The organism is Variovorax dokdonensis (assembly GCF_030316895.1).
Taxonomy (GTDB): domain Bacteria; phylum Pseudomonadota; class Gammaproteobacteria; order Burkholderiales; family Burkholderiaceae_C; genus Variovorax; species Variovorax dokdonensis.
In genome coordinates, this window is sequence record NZ_JASZYV010000003.1 from 718,251 (window position 1) to 734,203 (window position 15,953).

A 15,953-nucleotide genomic window follows, 5' to 3' on the forward strand; every position below is an offset into this window, starting at 1 on the left:
CCTGGGCATGTGCCGGCTCATGCGGCGCTCAGGTCGTATTGCGCCGGCACCGGCCGGCCGGCAAGCGCGGCCAGCAGGTTGTCCACGGCCAGTCGCGCCATGTCGTGGCGCGTCTCGTGCGTGGCCGAGCCGATGTGCGGCAGCGGCGTCACGCGCGGATGAGTGCGCAGCGGCGAATCGAGCGGCAGTGGCTCCTTGGCGAACACGTCCAGGCCGGCGGCGCGCAAGTGGCCGCTGTCGAGCGCGGCCAGCAGCGCTGCCTCGTCCACCGTGGCGCCTCGCCCACCATTGATGAACACCGCGCCCGGCTTCATCTGCGACAGCAGCTGCGCGTTGATCATGCCGCGCGTGCTGTCGGACAACGGCAGCATCGCCACCACGAAATCGGATTGCGAGAGCAGGTTGGGCAACGGCGTGTGCAGCGCATGGCCTTGCAGTTGCGGGGCCTGCGAAGCCAGGTCGACCGGCCGGCGCGAGTGGTAGAGCACCGGCATGCCAAAGCCCAGCGCGGCCCGGCGCGCAATGGCCTGGCCGATGCGCCCAAAGCCCAGCAGGCCCAGCGTCTTGCCATGCACGTCGAAGCCGAAATGCTCGTCGTCGATGTTCTTGGCCCAGCGGCCCTCGCGAACCATGTTGGCCAGTTCCACCACGCGGCGGCTGGTGGCCATCAAGAGCGCGAAGACGGTGTCGGCCACCGTCTCGTCCAGCACGCCGGGCGTGTGGCAAAGCATGATGCCGCGCCGATGCAGTTCGCCCAGCGCATAGTTGTCCACGCCCACCGAGACGCTGGAAATCGCCTCCAGCTTGGGCGCACGGTCGAGCACCGCGGCGTCGATCGTGAAGCTTGATCCGATCAGGCCCTGGGCCGTGGGCAGTGCGGCGTCGAACGCGGCGCGGTCGGTCTTGGCGTCGGCCACCGTCACCGAATGCTCGGCTTGCAGGCGGGACAGCTGATCGGCGGGGATCTCCCGGAATACGAGGATGTTCTTGCGTGTCATGTCAAAGCCCTGCGGCCTCCAGTTCGGCCCGTGTGGGCAGCCCCTCAGTATCGCCCAGCACTTGCACCGCACGCGCGCCGATCCAGGCGCCGCGCCGCACCGCCTCTGGCACCGTGCGGCCTTCCAGCAAGGCGCTGACAAGGCCGGCTGCAAAGCCGTCGCCAGCACCGACGGTGTCGATCACTTCCTTGACCGGAAAGGCCTCGACCCAGCCGATGCCCGCCACGTCGCTGTCGAAGTACGCTCCGCGCGAACCGAGCTTGATCGCCACCAGCCGGGCGCCGCGTTCGCGGTAGTAGCGCGCGATGGCTTCGGGCGTGTCGTGCCCGGTGAGGAAGCGCCCTTCCTCGATGCCCGGCAACACCCAGTCGGCCTGCGCGGCCAGCTCGTTGAGCGTGTCGCGCATCAGTTCGGGCGTGGCCCACAGCGTGGGGCGCAGGTTGGGGTCGAAGGAGATGGTGCGGCCCGCCTCGCGCATCACGGCCAGCGTCTTGCGCGCGGCCGCGAGCGTGGTGGCCGACAAGGCCGGGAACACGCCGGTGGCGTGCAGGTGGCGGGCCGAGCGCAGCCAGGCCTCGTCCACATCCTGCGGCCCCATCTGGCTGGCGGCCGATCCCTTGCGGTGGTATTCGACCGGCGGGTCGCTGCCGTCGGTCACGCGGCCCTTGAACTGGAAGCCCGTCTTCTGCTGCGCGTCGCACACCACGTGCGAGCAATCGATGCCCTCGCCGCGCATGCTGGCGATGAGCGAACGGCCCATCGAATCAGTGCCCAGGCGACTGGCCCAGCCCACCTTCAGGCCCAGGCGCGACAGGCCGATGGCCACGTTGGTCTCGGCGCCGGCCGTGCGCTTGTGGAAGGACTGGGCATCCTCGATGGGACCCGGACGGTCGGCCACCAGCAGCATCATGGCCTCGCCGAACACGGCGACATCGAGGGAGGAAGCGGGAGCAGTCATGCGAGTGCGCGAACAGATTTGACGAGCGCGATTTCATCACGCGTGGTGGCCAGCAGGTCGTTGCCGGCCAGCGGGTATTCGATGGCATGCGGCACGTCGCCCGGCAACGCGCGCAGCACGGCGCGCCAGGGCGCGATGGAGTCGCCCAGCGGCACCGCGATCCATTTGTTGGGCAGGCGCTGCGCGCCCTTGCAGTGCACGTAGCGCACGCGCGGCGCCAGGGCCTTGGCAGCTTCGAGCGGCGATTCGCCCTGATGGTGCCAGTTGCCCATGTCGAAGGTCATGCCCAGGCTCAGGCCGACGTCGTCGGCGGCCGCGAAGAAGGCTTGCAGCGCGCCCAGCGTGCCACCGGTCTCGGTCTGGTCGTTCTCGATCAGCAGTTGCGCCTTGGCGTCGGCCAGCAGGATGGACAGGTCGTTGAGCGAATCGCGCCGCTCGATCCGAAAACCGCCGATCGACATCTTGAGCACCGGCGCACCCAGCACGGCCGCGCGCTTGAAGCCGCGCTGCAGAGCGCCGCCGTCGAGCTCGCCATCGGCCGTCCACAAGCCCATCGGCTCCGAATAGACGGCCGTGAAAGGCGCGAGCAGGCCCAGCTCGGCATGCAGGTGGTCGTCGGCAGGCGTGTCGTGCAGCAGCTCGCCGCGCACTTCGACACCATCGGCGCCGGCCTCGCTGGCCAGCCGCGCGAACCAGGGCTGGCCGTGCCGGCCCACTTCGGCGGCGCCAAAGGCGCCCAGAGAGATGTAGACGGGGAACATTGGCAACCTCCTGGGGCACGAGGCCCGTTTTGTCGACGCTCGATGGTTCTTGATTCTTGCGTGTGCCGGTCAGTGCGCGTGCGCGGAGCTCAGGATCTGGCCGAGGAACTGGCGCGTGCGCTCGTCCTTCGGCTGGCGGAAGAACTCTTCCGGCGGCGCCTGTTCCACGATGCGCCCGTCGGCCATGAAGATCACGCGGTCGGCCACGCTGCGGGCAAAGCCCATTTCGTGCGTCACGCACAGCATGGTCATGCCGTCTTCGGCCAGCCCGATCATGGTGTCGAGCACTTCCTTGACCATTTCGGGGTCGAGCGCCGAGGTGGGCTCGTCGAACAGCATGATCTTGGGCGACATGCACAGCGCGCGGGCAATGGCCACGCGCTGCTGCTGCCCACCGGAAAGCTGGCTCGGGTACTTGCCGGCCTGCTCCGGAATGCGCACGCGGGTGAGGTACTTCATGGCCACCTCTTCCGCCTGCGCCTTGGACATGCCGCGCGAGCGCATCGGCGCCAGCGTGCAGTTCTGCAGGATGGTCAGGTGCGGGAACAGGTTGAACTGCTGGAACACCATGCCCACTTCGGCACGCACGGCGTCCACGTTCTTGCCGCCGGCCGTCAGCTCGATGCCGTCGACGACGATCCTGCCCTTTTGCACCTGCTCCAGCCGGTTGATGCATCGGATCAGCGTGGACTTGCCCGAGCCCGAAGGCCCGCAGATCACGATGCGTTCGCCGGCACGCACCGTCAGGTCGATGTCCGTCAGCACCTGGAAGCTGCCGTACCACTTATTGACACCTTCCATGCTGATGATGGTGTCACCCGTTGCGTGCGTGCTCATGCCAATGCTCCGCGTCGGCTCAGAACTTCGGGAAGTCGGCGCCGAGCCACTTCTGGTAGAGCTTGCCCAGCTCGCCATTGGCGGTGTTCTTCTGCACGAAGGCGTCGACATTCTTGAGCAGGTCTTCCTGGCCCGGGCGCATCGCGATGCCCATGGCCTGCTGCTTCAGGGTGAACTTGTTCTCGAAGGTGTTGGCCGGCACGCGCTTGGCGATCTGGGCCGCCACCGTCACCGAGCAGCCGATGGCGTCCACCTGGCCGGAGATCAGCGCCTGCATGGCCGAAGCGTCGTCGTCGAAGCGGCGGATCTCGGTGCCTTCAGGGGCCGACTGCGTCACCACCACGTCCTGCGTGCTGGCGCGGGCCACGCCCACGCGCACGCCCTTCAAGTCGGCGGCGGCCTTGATCGGCAGGCCGGTCTTGGCATACAGCACGATGGTCGCGGCGGCGTAGGGCTGCGAGAACTGCACCTGCTTGGCACGCTCGGGCGTGATGGCCAGCGATGCGACGAGCAGGTCGACCTTGTTGGTCAGCAGGAAGGGAATGCGGTTCGGGCCCGTCACGGGCACGATGTTGGCCTTCACGCCCCAGTCCTTGGCCAGGAGCTTGGCCACGTCGGCGTCGTAGCCGTCAGGCTGGTTCTGCGCGTTGGTGGTGCCGTAGGGCGGGAAGTCCACCAGCATGCCGATGGTGACTTCGCCCTTCTTCTTGATGTCGGCCAGCGACTGGGCCGAGGCCTGCACGGCACCGATGGTCAGCGAGACACCGGCAATGGCGGCCAGGACGGTGCGGCGGTTGAAGTTCAAGCTCATTCGAATCTCCTGGAGTGAGGATGGGTGAACAAAACAAAAAAGGAAACTGACGGGGCCTTCAGCGGGCCAGGGTGCGTGCGCGCTTTTTTTCCATGCGCGCGGCCAGCAGCGACAGCGGCCAGCAGATGAAGAAGTAGATGGCCGCCACGGTGGTGAACACTTCCAGCGGCTGGAAGGTGGCGTTGTTGATGATCTGGCCGGCGCGCGTCACTTCGGTAAAGCCGATGATGGCCGCCAGCGACGTGCCCTTGATGATCTGCACCATGTAGCCCACCGTGGGCGGCAGAGCGATCTTGAAAGCCTGCGGCAGCACCACGTCGCGCATGCGGTCGATGTAGCTCAGGTTGAGCGCGTGCGCCGCCTCGGACTGCCCGTGCGGAATGGCCTGGATGCAGCCGCGCCAGATCTCGCCCAGGAAGGCGCCCGTGTTGAGGATGAGCGCAATGCCGGCCGCGATCCAGGGGTTGATGTCCAGCCCGATGACCGGCGCACCGAAGAAGATCAGGAACAGCTGCAGCAGCAGCGGCGTGCCCTGAAAGATCTGGATGTACACCGCCGCCACCCATTGCGCTGTGCGGCTCTCAGAGGTGCGCGCCAACGCCACCAACAGGCCCAGGATCGAGCCGCCGACGAAGGCGATGGCCGACAGCGCCAGCGTCCAGCGCGCGGCGTCGAGGATGAACAGGAACTCGGCAAATCCGAAGGTACGCATCGTGTGGCTCCCTGTTCCTTACCGGCGGTCCGGGTAGTCCAGCATGTGCCGGTAGATGGTCTTGAACAGCAGCGAGAAGGCCAGCGCCAGCGCCAGGTAGATGGCGGTCACGACGATGTAGATCTCGAAGCTGCGGAAGGTCTGCGACTGCAGCGTGGCCGCCACCGAGGTGAGGTCGTCCGCCGAGATGACCGACACCACCGCCGAGCTGAGCATGAGCAGGATGAACTGGCTCGTCAGCGCCGGGTAGATGGCCTTGAGCGCCGGCTTGATGATGATGAAGCGGAAGATCTCCCAACCCTTGAGGTTGAGTGCGCGGCCGGCCTCGATCTGCCCCTTGGGGATCGATTCGATGCCGGCGCGGATGATCTCGGTGGCGTAGGCGCCCAGGTTGACCACCATGGCCGTGAGCGCGGCCGTGTAGGGCGACCAGCGCAGGCCGATCACCGGCAGCGCGAAGAAGAAAAAGAACAACTGCACCAGAAACGGCGTGTTGCGGATGACCTCGATGTAGGCGTTGATCGGGAAACGCAACCATGCCGGCCCCGAGGTCTTGCCCCAGGCGCAAAACACGGCCACGATGAGGCCGAGTGCGGTGGCCGCCAGGGACAGCTGGATCGTGATCCAGGTGCCCTTGAGCAGCAGCGGCCAGGCGGCGAACACCGCGTCGAACTGGAACTGGTAGTTCATTGGCGTTGGGAAGAATGCATGGCGAAGCGGCGGGCAAGGCCCTTGGCAGCGTCGACGTTGTCTCCGATCCGTGAAGGCGCCGTTGGCGGCGCATGAGGCCAACTTTATCTGAAACCGGTTTCAGGACACCTGGGGTTTGTACGTATCGGACCGCACGGCCCGAGCCGGTGCCTAAACTGCCTCCATGGCGCCCACGACAACATCCGAGACCAGCCACCCTTCCCCATTCGCACACGCAGGCGCGGACGCGTCGATGGCGCGCGCGGCGCAGCCGCCCACCGTGCGCCATCTGCGGCAGATCCTGCTTTGGCCGCTTCGGCTCATGCATCCGGAAGACAGCGCGCCGGGCCGGGCCTCGGGTTCGCTGCTCGACCAGCTCGTCGCCGGAGGAACGCCATGGCACGAGGTCCACGACGAATACACCGGCGGCAGCGACGACTTCCACGAGCGGCACTACAACGAGTTCGTGAGCTTCCTGCCCTACGTGCAGCAGTTCATCTACGGCGAGGGCCGGGACCGGAGCAGCGCAGGCGGCGCGGCAGACGCGTCGCGCGAATCGCCCATGCGCGTGTTCCGACGCAATGACATCGCGGCACTGCGCGTGGTGCCGCGCGAAGGCGACGCGCCCATCACGCTCGACGTGGTGCACATCGACCTTTACTTCTTCTTCGACGTCGACGTCGTCATCCTTAACGTCGAGGTGGGCGCGAACGACCTGACGCTGCCGCAGGCGCACGAGATGCTCTACCGCTTCGGCCGCGCCTATCCGGCCGGCTGGGATGCGCAAGGCCAGGCACTGCACTGCATGGCCGAGGCCGAATGGCTCGATGCGGATGGCGGCGTGCTGGCCAGTTCTGATGCGCAGGAGCGCGAGCTGTTTCTGTCACACGTGGCAACTCACCGCGCGCCGCGCACCTCGGCGCACTGGGCCTTCGTCATGCAGCCGCTGGTGGCCCAGAACAGCCAAGAGGCCGGCGAGTTGCGCTACCGCCAGATCGAGTACTACCGCATGCCGATGATGGCCTACCTGGCCCTGGACGACCCGCGCCGTCTCACGCGTGCCGACTTCATCCGCTTGGGGCTGGTGACCGGTGCAGGCGCCGACACCAGCGAAGACGCCCTGCCCTACGGCGAGCAGCACCTGGCCGATTTCGAGCGCAACTACTGCTACGACCGCTTCTGGTCGGAAGCCGGCGCAGCGCCCAACACACGCTATCTCTGCAACGGGCATGCGCTGATCGTGGTGGGCGATGCAGGCTCGCAATTCTTCGGGTGCCGGGACCGGGGCGTGCTCGCGCAGTTCAGGCACCAGCACTTCCTGCTGTTCCTGATCGCGCATTTCCAGAAGGCGTCTCTGCTGATGTTCTCCGACCAATTGGTGGAGGCACTCAAGCGGCTGGACATTCGCAGCGTCGAGAGCGTCAAGCGATTCAAGCGCGCCATCCGCGCCAGCTTCGAGCGCTTCCTGCGCTTTACGCACCGCTACTGGTTCCACGAGATTTCTCAGCAGGCGCAGGTCAAGGCCCTGTCGCGGCTGTGCGCCAGGCACCTCGGCCTGGACGAGCTCTACGACGAGGTGCGCGTGCGCATCGACGACATGAACGCCTACCTCGAAGCCGACAGCCTGCGCCGCCAGGCCAACACGGTGGTGCGGCTGACGGTGGTCACGCTGTTTGGCCTGATCGGCACCGTCACCACGGGCTTCCTGGGCATGAACCTGCTGGCCGAAGCGGACGCCCCGCTCTCCACCAAGCTCGCGTACTTCGGCGTGGTCTTCGTCTTCACGACATGGCTGACGGTCTACACGATGATCAAGTCCAAGCGGCTGTCGGACTTCCTCGATGCGCTGTCGAACGACCGCATGCCGCTCAAGGGCAAGTTGGCAGCGTTCCTGAACGTCTGGCGGGCGGGCGCGGAATAGCGCTGCCATGAGGAGTCGTAGTTGCTGCGTGCGCTGGGCCTGAGACGATGGGGCAGGTGCGTATCAACTTTGATCCTTGGCCTGGCCGATCTGGTCAAGGTTGCTGCGCGAGTTCGCGCTGAAAAGGCAGAGTTGGTGAATTACGGCTTTGTGCCGCCGGTGATGTCGGCTTTGCGCCCGCTGCGGTCGTTGGGCTGCGCGACGCTTATGACCGGTTCAGACTGGTTGCAGTCCTTCGACGTGCCTAGGCGTTAAGACCGCTTAGGATGAGATTGCCGTCATAGTCGGCGCCATGACGCAAAGGTCGGGGCATCCTTGGCCTGTGTGTCCCTTCTTCGTCGCAAAGAACTGCTAGGTGGCGCTGCGCGCCAATTGAGCTCCAAGTTCATGAGCCAACTGCAGCATGCCTTCTGGAATCCTAACGATGTCTCTATTCATGGAGCGCGCGAGTGGGACCGCGATTGGACGAGTAAAGAAGTCTCCTTGCATATTCCGAGACTGATAGATGCTGAGATGCACGTTATACGTGTGAATCACGAAATCCTGCTCAAGTAAGAAATCTCGAACTTTACGAGCAGCATTCCAGCTGGACGACTCGAAAACAGTAATGTGCGGTTGAATATGCTTGCGCGGGACCCTGAAATCAGGTTTGTCCCACAGGTTGGGAAACACTGAGCATTCCGCGCGGAGGAACACCGCGAATCCCTTGGGAGTATCGAAGGAGCCGCCACTGCCTATTCTTACACCGAGGCCTTTCAGTTGCTCCGCGTATCCATCCAATTGACTCAAGGTTGGAGGTTTCTTGTAGGGCCCCCTGAGCGTGACATGTATCGGAGAGACGTCTGACTTCGCCTGAAGAGCCCTCCGCAACGCCGTCAGAAAGTTGACGACACCGTCGTTGCCGAACTCGGCGAATACAAAGTACGCCATGTCAGCTAGATCATGACGTATCGCACCAGGTCACGGTCGAGATTCAGGCTTCCCAGTGCATCGTGCAAGAAATCGTTGAGGTGCTCGGCTTTCACGCTGAAGTCGGCCACTGGAGCGGGCTTCGATTGGCCCTCGAGCTCTCGATGAGACTTCACTGCGAGGAACTCTTCATAGTTGTCGAGGACCTCGGCAAATCGATCCAAGAGGGAGTGGTCGTTCATGGTGTCTAGAGCGAAAGCGAGCCGCTCCATCGGAGTCATTCGAGCGATGGGCAGGAACGCGTCTTCTGTCGTGAGACGGGTGGCGATAACTGCCAGGACGGTCGAGAAAACCGTAAGCTTGCGGGGAAACTTCAAGTTCAAGTTGACCTTCCACCACGGCTTCCCCAGATCTTGGCGCGCCCTTTCGTAGTTTAAGCATAGCGTTCGCCAATAGCGCAGGATGTCATTGAGAAGAAACAGTGGCCGGTAGCCGCGTCGACCTCGTCCATCCCTGAAGTACATCTCTAGTACTTTTGCGACCGCTCTGTCATACACCGCATCCCCTGCTATCGGTTTGCTCTCAAGTAGCAGGAGCAGACGTGTGGTGAAAAGATTCTCGCTGTCGTCTTCGGCAGTGCCGGTACCGTCGATGATGTCCGATAGTTCGTGAATCTTTAGATACCTACCGTCCCCGCTGAACGGTTCGAGATCCAGTTCAGCATTCAGTCGCACTAGATCAGCGAACGCTTCAATCTCTTGGAGCCTAGAGATGCTGCGCTCATTGGAAGACCTGCCATTTCGATCACCTATGAAGAATAGATCCAGGTCAGAGCTCCGTCCTGTTTCATAGCGTGCCAGGCTTCCAGCCGCAAAGATGCATAGATCCGAGCGGGTGCAGGCGGGTCGCGCCAGCAAGTGCGACCGAATTCTTGCGACCGTGTCCTTGCTGAACACCATGCGCTCTTGGAGCGCTTTGTGTTCAGACAACAGCTTTCGGAACTGCGACATCTGTGTCCTCCAAATCGACGGGCGTATCCAGTTTGACTTGCGGCCTTTTCGCTCGCGACGCCGCCCGCCGGATGAAACCGCAAATTTAGTGCAGTTGCTACGTCTGGGCTCTCCTCAATCTGGAGGGCTTCCGCCCAAGTCAGTGACTCTCGACGCGTATTTAGCCGTTGATCGCGAACTCTTTACGCGCTCGCACAAGGCAAGTCTGCGGCTGGCGGCCTGGTATTTGCGGCCGAGGGCATAACATGTCGCACAGAAAAGAGATGTTCGCCGCGAAGAAATAGAGGCTCAGCACCAGTGATTACTATCGAAGTTCCGAAGGACGGGTCCAGGCTTCCTCTAAGCCGCGCCCCAAGACTTCAAAAGATTCTCTTTACCCTCACGCTTCTTGGAACGATCTACGCGGGAGTAACCCGACACTGGTCGGATTTCCTTTTATACGTTCCTCTCTGCGCGGCGCCTGCGATCCTGGGACTTTCCATTGCGATCGGGCGGCGCCTTTGGCTGGGCGAGCGGTCGAAGAATTTAAGGCTCGGAGTCACGATGCTGGGGATAGTGTTCCTATTCGTGGGATTGTTCTACTACGGCCTGATCGTGTCGGGGAAGGACTTCTTCCGCTGGATCGATCCGAAGCTTACGTCACCCGTGTCGCGCGCAGCCTTCTTCAGTATTGTTGCTCTCGTAGTCGGCTCGGTCCTGTTCTTCGTTAGATCCTTTGCCCGCGCCTTCTATGGATTTCACGAGGCGCTCGTCGGCATTTTCATAGCCGGCTACAACGCCTACAAGGCCGTCGGCTTCCCTTCGAGTTGGGATTCAGGCGTGTACCTCGCATTGGTAACGGCGGGGGTGTATCTCGTCGTTCGTGGGCTCGACAACATTCAAGTTGGCATCACGAAGGAGCCCTATGACCCATTCGGGCGTGATCTCTTCCGGGACTATTTCGACAAGAAGGACGACCCCAGGATGGTCAAGCTCTCTATGTACCTATCCGACGTGTTCTTTGCACGGTTCCCCGAGTTTCCTACGGGCTCGGAAGAGCCGCCGGGTCCGCGCGTGCGCTACACCTTCAAGTGGACGGGGCCGTACTTCAATCCGAACCCTCGACGGCCACAGGCGTCCTAAGCATCGCCGCGCAGCACGCCGTCTTGGATGAGGGGGCGAATCTCCGGCGGCGTCTGGTGATCAATGCGCTCGCGGCACGCCGAATCACGTCGGCCAAGTCTGAAAGCTTGAGTCGACGGCTTTGAGCCCAAAGCGAGAGTTCCCAGGCGGAACGACAGGAAAGCGCCAGACTCCGGCCGCTAGAGCCGCGAAAAGGGAGGACCGCTCTCGCCTCCTTAGCCGACATTGTCCGGGCCGCTTCGAAAGACCGCAAACGCTGCACTGCCGACCCAGCCGGATCGACCTCTCTGGCTGCACCGCCCTAACGAGAGGTACCGACCGCCAGAAGGCAGACAGTCTGAAGCAAGCCTGGGGCGCTCGGATAGCGCACGGAGCTCGACGCCCCGGGCAAGTTCTGAGCCAGCCGCCGCTCGCCCGGCCTCTCACTCATGGTCTGGGCCTGAGACCCAGGTGACCACTGCGCGGCCCGGCCCATGACGCGTCAAGCGCAGGCCACGACACGAATTGACGCCATTCGCCTACACGGCGCTCGGACGCTGCGAGGTCCTGCCGCGCAGGCGCGCCGCTAAATTGTCAGGGTGCCACAACAGCATCCGTGACTATGACAACTCATCCTGCCTCGTTCCAAACGCCGACGCTGGAGCCCACCGGCGTGACCGGTCTGGACGACGTTCTGGCGGGCGGGCTGCCCGCGGGCCACCTGTATCTGGTGGAGGGAACGCCCGGTTCCGGCAAGACCACCCTGGGACTGCAGTTCCTGCTGCAGGGCCGCCAGCTCGGCCAGCGCTGCCTGTACGTCACCCTGTCCGAGACGTCCGAAGAATTGGCCCAGGCGGCTCAGTCCCACGGGTGGACCCTGGACGGCCTGGAAGTCTGCGACCTGGTGAGTGACGAGGGCCTGAGCCCTGAAGCTGAGCAAAGCATCCTGCACCCCTCCGACTTCGAACTGGGCGAGACGATCAGCAGCGTGATGGCGCTGGTGGAGCGCGTGCGCCCGCAGCGCGTGGTGTTCGACAGCCTGTCGGAGCTGCGCCTGCTGTCGCAGAATCCGCTGCGATATCGCCGCCAGATCCTGGCGCTCAAGCGCTTCTTTCATACCTTGCGCAGCACGGTGCTGATGCTGGACGACAAGTCCAGCAGCGCGGGTGATCTTCATCTGCACAGCATTGCGCATGGCGTGATCCACCTGGAGCAGAACACGTGGACCTACGGACCGGACAAGCGCCGGTTGCGCGTGGTCAAGCTGCGCGGCGTGAAGTTCCGCGAAGGGGAGCACGACTTCAACCTCAACCGTGGAGGCCTGCACGTGTTCTCGCGGCTGGTCGCCAACGAACACGGGCGCGCCCATTCCAGCACACCAGTCAGCTCGGGCAATGCGCGGCTCGATGGCCTGCTCGGGGGCGGGCTCATTCCCGGGAGCAACCTGCTGTTTTCGGGTCCGGCGGGTGTGGGCAAGACTTCCACGGCGGTGTGCTGTGCGCTCGCCAGCATTCAACGTGGCGAAAAGGCGGCCATGTTCCTGTTCGACGAAGGCATCAAGACGCTGTTCTCGCGCTCGCGCGCGCTGGGCATGGACATCGAGAGCCATGTCGCGTCCGGCCAATTGGTCCTGCACGCCATCGATCCGGCCGAGATCTCCGCCGGACAGTTTTCCCACCATGTGCGCGACGTGGTGGAGAGGCAGGGCGTGAGCACCGTCGTGATCGATACGCTCAACGCCTACCTGATCGCCATGCCGGGCAGCAACTTCCTGCTGTTGCAGATGCACGAGTTGCTCACTTACCTCAACCTGCAGGGCGTCACCACCATCCTGGTGCTGTCGCAGCACGGCCTTGCCGGCGAATTGCCCAACGACGTGGACCTGAGCTACCTGAGCGATTCCCTGCTGCAGTTCCGCTACTTCGAGGCGCGCGGCCAGATCTTCAAGGCGGTCTCGGTCATCAAGAGCCGGGTGAGTGCGCACGCATCCACCATCCATCAGTTCCGCCTGAGTGCCGGCGGCATCGAGGTGGGCGAGGCACTCACGGATTTCCAAGGGGTCATGGCAGGCCTGCCGCGCTACAGCGGGCGCTCTGCGCTGCTGGGCGACGTCGACTAGGACGCAGCGCGTGCACAACCGAATACTCGTGCTGGCGCCTTTCGGGCGGGATGCCAAGGTGATCAAGGAGGTGCTTGCACCCCGGCAGATCGAGATCCATATCTGTGCCGACGCCGCCTCCCTGGTCGAGGAACTCGGCAAGGAGTCGGCAGGGACGATCATCACCGAAGAGACACTCGCCCAGGACTTGGTCGATTCGCTTCGCCTGCTGCTCGGGCGCCAGCCACCGTGGTCGGACTACCCCTTCGTGGTGCTCGCTGCGCGCCAGACCGTGCGCCGCTCCGATCGTGCCAGGCTGGCGTTGCAAGAGCTGAGCAACCTGGTGCTGCTGGAGCGCCCCGTCAACCCGGACACGCTGGCCAGCGCTGTGCAGTCCGCATTGCGCGCGCGGCGCCGCCAGTACCTCACCCGGGAGCACCTGGCCGAGTTGCAGCAATCCAAGCACTCGGTCGAGCGGCTCAACAACGACCTAGAAACCCGGATTGCCGAACGCACCGTCGATCTGGCCTCTGCAAATGATCGGCTCATGCACGAGATGGTGGAGCGCGAGCGGGTGGAAAACTCACGCGTGCAGAACCAGAAGATGGAAGCCCTGGGCCGCCTGACTGGCGGCATCGCGCATGACTTCAACAACCTCCTTCATGTGGTCACCCTGAACCTGCAGCTGATCGAGCGCATGGCCCCCAAGGAGGACCGGATACGCAACTTCGCGCGCCAGGCCAAGGAGGCGGTCGAGCGGGGCTCGCGACTGACCGGCCAGCTGCTCTCGTTTGCGCGCACCCAAAGCCTGGTGCCCAAGCTGCACGATGCGAACGAGCTGATCCGCAACATGGCCGACCTGATCGCCATCTCGGTGGGGGCGCAGGTCAAGCTCTCGCTGGCACTGAGTTCCGGCCCCGCGCATGTGGTGGTGGATGCGGCACAGATGGAGATGGCCATCCTCAACCTGGCGGTCAATTCGCGCGACGCCATGCCCAAGGGCGGCAGCCTGGAAATCCGCACGGACATCGACGCCGGGTATACCGGCCATGACGAATCGGGCGGACGGGCCTACCCGCTGGGCGCGGTGCATGTCACCGTGCGCGATACCGGCGAGGGCATCGCGCCCAACCTGCTGAGCAAGGTCTTCGATCCCTTCTTCACCACCAAGCAGCACGGCGGCACCGGCCTGGGGCTCAGCCAGGTCTACGGCTTTGCGCGGCAGTCCGGCGGGCGGGCGCAGGTGAACAGCGAACTGGGGCGGGGAACGAGCGTGCGCATGAGCTTCCCGCTCTCGCCTTCGCAGGAGCACGAAGTGGCCGGGCGGGAGATGCAGGCGCAGCAGCCGATGGCGAGCGGCCAACCCGCCGAGATCCTGGTGGTGGAGGACGACCCGGCCGTGCGGCGCAGCATGGTGGAGAGCCTGCAGGTGCTGGGCTTTCGTGTCCGCGAGGCCGCCGATGGCATGGCAGGCCTGCTCGAGCTGGAAAACGGCCGGCCCGATCTGCTGCTGGTGGATTACCTCATGCCCCGCATGAATGGCGCCGAACTGATTGCGCAGGCGCGCGGCATGTACGGCGACCTTCCTGTGCTGATGGCCACGGGCTATGCGGACATGAACGACGTGGAGCGTCTCATCGGGCCGCAGTCCGTGCTGCCCAAGCCCTTCGACCTGGACACGCTTGCCAAGGCCGTGGCGACGGAGCTGCGCCAGGCGCGTCCGGCGTCCGACGAGGTCTTGCAGCCCCCATGTCAAAAGACATGAGCCGACTCTGCTGCTCGGCCACCGGGCCAAGCCCTCCTCCCAAGCGTTGGCGACTAGACTCATCAAAGGGCCCTCGTGCCCACGTTCACCAAGCGTCATGCTCGTTGCGACCTGGAACATCAACAACATCGTCAAGCGCTTGGACCTGCTTTGCGACTGGCTGGCCGCGACGCAGCCCGATGTCGTTGCCCTGCAGGAACTGAAGACGCAGACCTCAGATTTTCCGGAGGAGCGACTGCGCGAACTTGGGTATCACAGCCTGGTCGTCGGCCAACGTACATGGAACGGCGTGGCCATTCTGTCGCGGGGGCACAAGCCGCTGAAGGTCGCCACGGCGCTCCCGGGTGACCCCGACGACAAACAGGCTCGGTACATGGAAGCTGCCATTGATGGTGTGCTGTTCGCGTGCCTCTATCTCCCGAACGGCAACCCTCAGCCTGGCCCGAAATTCGACTACAAGCTGCAATGGTTCGAACGGATGCGCATGCGCGCCGAAGCCCTTTGGGCGTCCGGCCATCCCGTCGTGCTTCTGGGCGATTGGAATGTGGTACCTACCGACGAGGACATCTACAAGCCAGATACCTGGCGCGACAACGCGCTGTTGCAGCCGCAAGCCAGAAAGGCATTTGCCGACATCCTGGACCAAGGCTGGACAGATGCCCTCAAGGCGGCGTGTCCGCAGGACAAGCTGTTCACGTTCTGGGACTATCGCCGCAAGCGCTGGGAGCGCGATGCAGGGCTGCGCATCGACCACGTCCTCATCAGTCAATCCCTGAGAGTCGTCGACGCAGGCGTTGACCGCGAGGAGCGCGGAAAGGACGGAGCGAGCGACCACGCCCCGGTGTGGGCGCTGCTCGAACCTGCCAAAGTGTCGAAGCCGAGGAAGGCGCGTCGCCAGTGAGGTCCGAACTGGCAGTGTCTGCCGACGCTGCTGAACTCACTAGGATGGCATTGTTGAAGTTGATTGGAGTTTGGGATGAAAGTCTGGGACCGGCACGCAAAGATGGACGAAATGGAAACGCTCGAATTAGGCGGCCACGAGTTCCTGTGCAGTGCAGAGCAACTTCCAAGTGGGGACTTTCACGCGGTCGTGCGCTATCGAGCCTCGCCCAGCGACGACATTCGAACGCTCATCCTGGACCAACAGCGCCTCGGAAGTTCCGCCGCCGCGCTCGAGCTCGCGAAGGATCTGGCCAGAACCTGGGCTCGCGAGCACGGCCAACTGGCGCAGTAGCGGCCTCGAAGGCAATTCGACGTACGCCGGCAGTCCGAGGCACGCCCTCGTGACGTGCGCAAGGTGCGAGGTCCGAGACTTCGTCATCGATGGACATCAACAAGAATGTCTTTTGACATTTCCAAACGGTGCCTCCTACGTATGGAAG

15 protein-coding genes are annotated in these 15,953 nt (G+C 64.0%); 6 read left to right on the forward strand and 9 right to left on the reverse strand.

Annotated features, from left to right (window positions below):
- Nucleotides 1–17: 17 nt before the first annotated feature.
- The 7 genes from QTH91_RS17040 to QTH91_RS17070 form a co-directional block, all read right to left on the reverse strand.
- Complete coding sequence (locus tag QTH91_RS17040; RefSeq protein WP_286661286.1) at nucleotides 18–998, reverse strand: 2-hydroxyacid dehydrogenase; 981 nt, start codon at nucleotides 996–998, stop codon at nucleotides 18–20.
- A 1-nt stretch (nucleotide 999) separates the two neighbouring features.
- The gene (locus QTH91_RS17045; RefSeq protein WP_286661287.1) at nucleotides 1,000–1,956 is read right to left on the reverse strand and encodes a sugar kinase; all 957 of its coding nucleotides are present in this window, start codon (nucleotides 1,954–1,956) and stop codon (nucleotides 1,000–1,002) included.
- Nucleotides 1,953–2,717, reverse strand: a complete 765-nt coding sequence (locus QTH91_RS17050; RefSeq protein WP_286661288.1) for a sugar phosphate isomerase/epimerase family protein — start codon at nucleotides 2,715–2,717, stop codon at nucleotides 1,953–1,955. The genes QTH91_RS17045 and QTH91_RS17050 overlap by 4 nt, the downstream gene beginning before the upstream one ends.
- Before the next feature lie 69 nt (nucleotides 2,718–2,786).
- Nucleotides 2,787–3,554 carry an amino acid ABC transporter ATP-binding protein gene (locus QTH91_RS17055; protein WP_286661289.1) on the reverse strand — a complete coding sequence of 256 codons (768 nt, stop codon included), beginning with the start codon at nucleotides 3,552–3,554 and terminating at the stop codon, nucleotides 2,787–2,789.
- Nucleotides 3,555–3,573: 19 nt separating this feature from the next.
- Nucleotides 3,574–4,365, reverse strand: a complete 792-nt coding sequence (locus QTH91_RS17060; protein ID WP_286661290.1) for a transporter substrate-binding domain-containing protein — start codon at nucleotides 4,363–4,365, stop codon at nucleotides 3,574–3,576.
- A gap of 58 nt (nucleotides 4,366–4,423) precedes the next feature.
- On the reverse strand, nucleotides 4,424–5,077 hold the full coding sequence (locus QTH91_RS17065) for an amino acid ABC transporter permease (RefSeq protein WP_286661291.1): 654 nt from the start codon (nucleotides 5,075–5,077) through the stop codon (nucleotides 4,424–4,426).
- An 18-nt stretch (nucleotides 5,078–5,095) separates the two neighbouring features.
- A complete protein-coding gene (locus QTH91_RS17070; protein ID WP_286661292.1) occupies nucleotides 5,096–5,767 on the reverse strand; it encodes an amino acid ABC transporter permease in 672 nt (223 codons plus the stop codon).
- Between the two features lie 253 nt (nucleotides 5,768–6,020).
- Here QTH91_RS17070 and QTH91_RS17075 point away from each other — a divergent pair, with 253 nt between their 5' ends.
- Nucleotides 6,021–7,688 carry a magnesium transporter CorA family protein gene (locus QTH91_RS17075; RefSeq protein WP_286661609.1) on the forward strand — a complete coding sequence of 556 codons (1,668 nt, stop codon included), beginning with the start codon at nucleotides 6,021–6,023 and terminating at the stop codon, nucleotides 7,686–7,688.
- A 351-nt stretch (nucleotides 7,689–8,039) separates the two neighbouring features.
- Here QTH91_RS17075 and QTH91_RS17080 read toward each other — a convergent pair whose 3' ends face one another.
- Both QTH91_RS17080 and QTH91_RS17085 read right to left on the reverse strand, forming a co-directional pair.
- Complete coding sequence (locus QTH91_RS17080) at nucleotides 8,040–8,618, reverse strand: hypothetical protein (RefSeq protein ID WP_286661293.1); 579 nt, start codon at nucleotides 8,616–8,618, stop codon at nucleotides 8,040–8,042.
- Nucleotides 8,619–8,623: 5 nt separating this feature from the next.
- Nucleotides 8,624–9,607 (reverse strand): hypothetical protein, encoded by a 984-nt coding sequence (locus QTH91_RS17085; RefSeq protein ID WP_286661294.1) that lies wholly within the window; start codon nucleotides 9,605–9,607, stop codon nucleotides 8,624–8,626.
- 297 nt (nucleotides 9,608–9,904) lie between these two features.
- Here QTH91_RS17085 and QTH91_RS17090 point away from each other — a divergent pair, with 297 nt between their 5' ends.
- The 5 genes from QTH91_RS17090 to QTH91_RS17110 all read left to right on the forward strand — a co-directional run bounded on the left by QTH91_RS17090 (nucleotide 9,905) and on the right by QTH91_RS17110 (nucleotide 15,805).
- Nucleotides 9,905–10,729 (forward strand): hypothetical protein, encoded by an 825-nt coding sequence (locus tag QTH91_RS17090; RefSeq protein ID WP_286661295.1) that lies wholly within the window; start codon nucleotides 9,905–9,907, stop codon nucleotides 10,727–10,729.
- Nucleotides 10,730–11,330: 601 nt separating this feature from the next.
- A complete protein-coding gene (locus QTH91_RS17095) occupies nucleotides 11,331–12,827 on the forward strand; it encodes a DUF7125 family protein (RefSeq protein ID WP_286661296.1) in 1,497 nt (498 codons plus the stop codon).
- Nucleotides 12,828–12,837: 10 nt separating this feature from the next.
- Entirely contained in the window at nucleotides 12,838–14,571 is a 1,734-nt protein-coding gene (locus QTH91_RS17100) for a response regulator (protein ID WP_286661297.1), read from the forward strand.
- A 97-nt stretch (nucleotides 14,572–14,668) separates the two neighbouring features.
- Nucleotides 14,669–15,472, forward strand: coding sequence for an exodeoxyribonuclease III (locus QTH91_RS17105; RefSeq protein WP_286661298.1), 804 nt, complete (start codon nucleotides 14,669–14,671; stop codon nucleotides 15,470–15,472).
- Nucleotides 15,473–15,547: 75 nt separating this feature from the next.
- The gene (locus tag QTH91_RS17110; protein ID WP_286661299.1) at nucleotides 15,548–15,805 is read left to right on the forward strand and encodes a hypothetical protein; all 258 of its coding nucleotides are present in this window, start codon (nucleotides 15,548–15,550) and stop codon (nucleotides 15,803–15,805) included.
- Nucleotides 15,806–15,953 lie beyond the last annotated feature (148 nt).

Coding starts and splice junctions, on each gene's coding strand:
- QTH91_RS17050 (WP_286661288.1), bottom strand. CDS start 2,717: ATGTTCCCCGTCTACATCTCTCTGGGCGCCTTTGGCGCCGCCGAAGTG.
- QTH91_RS17085 (WP_286661294.1), bottom strand. CDS start 9,607: ATGTCGCAGTTCCGAAAGCTGTTGTCTGAACACAAAGCGCTCCAAGAG.
- QTH91_RS17105 (WP_286661298.1), top strand. CDS start 14,669: ATGCTCGTTGCGACCTGGAACATCAACAACATCGTCAAGCGCTTGGAC.
- QTH91_RS17045 (WP_286661287.1), bottom strand. CDS start 1,956: ATGACTGCTCCCGCTTCCTCCCTCGATGTCGCCGTGTTCGGCGAGGCC.
- QTH91_RS17095 (WP_286661296.1), top strand. CDS start 11,331: ATGACAACTCATCCTGCCTCGTTCCAAACGCCGACGCTGGAGCCCACC.
- QTH91_RS17080 (WP_286661293.1), bottom strand. CDS start 8,618: ATGGCGTACTTTGTATTCGCCGAGTTCGGCAACGACGGTGTCGTCAAC.
- QTH91_RS17065 (WP_286661291.1), bottom strand. CDS start 5,077: ATGCGTACCTTCGGATTTGCCGAGTTCCTGTTCATCCTCGACGCCGCG.
- QTH91_RS17070 (WP_286661292.1), bottom strand. CDS start 5,767: ATGAACTACCAGTTCCAGTTCGACGCGGTGTTCGCCGCCTGGCCGCTG.
- QTH91_RS17040 (WP_286661286.1), bottom strand. CDS start 998: ATGACACGCAAGAACATCCTCGTATTCCGGGAGATCCCCGCCGATCAG.
- QTH91_RS17075 (WP_286661609.1), top strand. CDS start 6,021: ATGGCGCGCGCGGCGCAGCCGCCCACCGTGCGCCATCTGCGGCAGATC.
- QTH91_RS17055 (WP_286661289.1), bottom strand. CDS start 3,554: ATGAGCACGCACGCAACGGGTGACACCATCATCAGCATGGAAGGTGTC.
- QTH91_RS17110 (WP_286661299.1), top strand. CDS start 15,548: ATGAAAGTCTGGGACCGGCACGCAAAGATGGACGAAATGGAAACGCTC.
- QTH91_RS17060 (WP_286661290.1), bottom strand. CDS start 4,365: ATGAGCTTGAACTTCAACCGCCGCACCGTCCTGGCCGCCATTGCCGGT.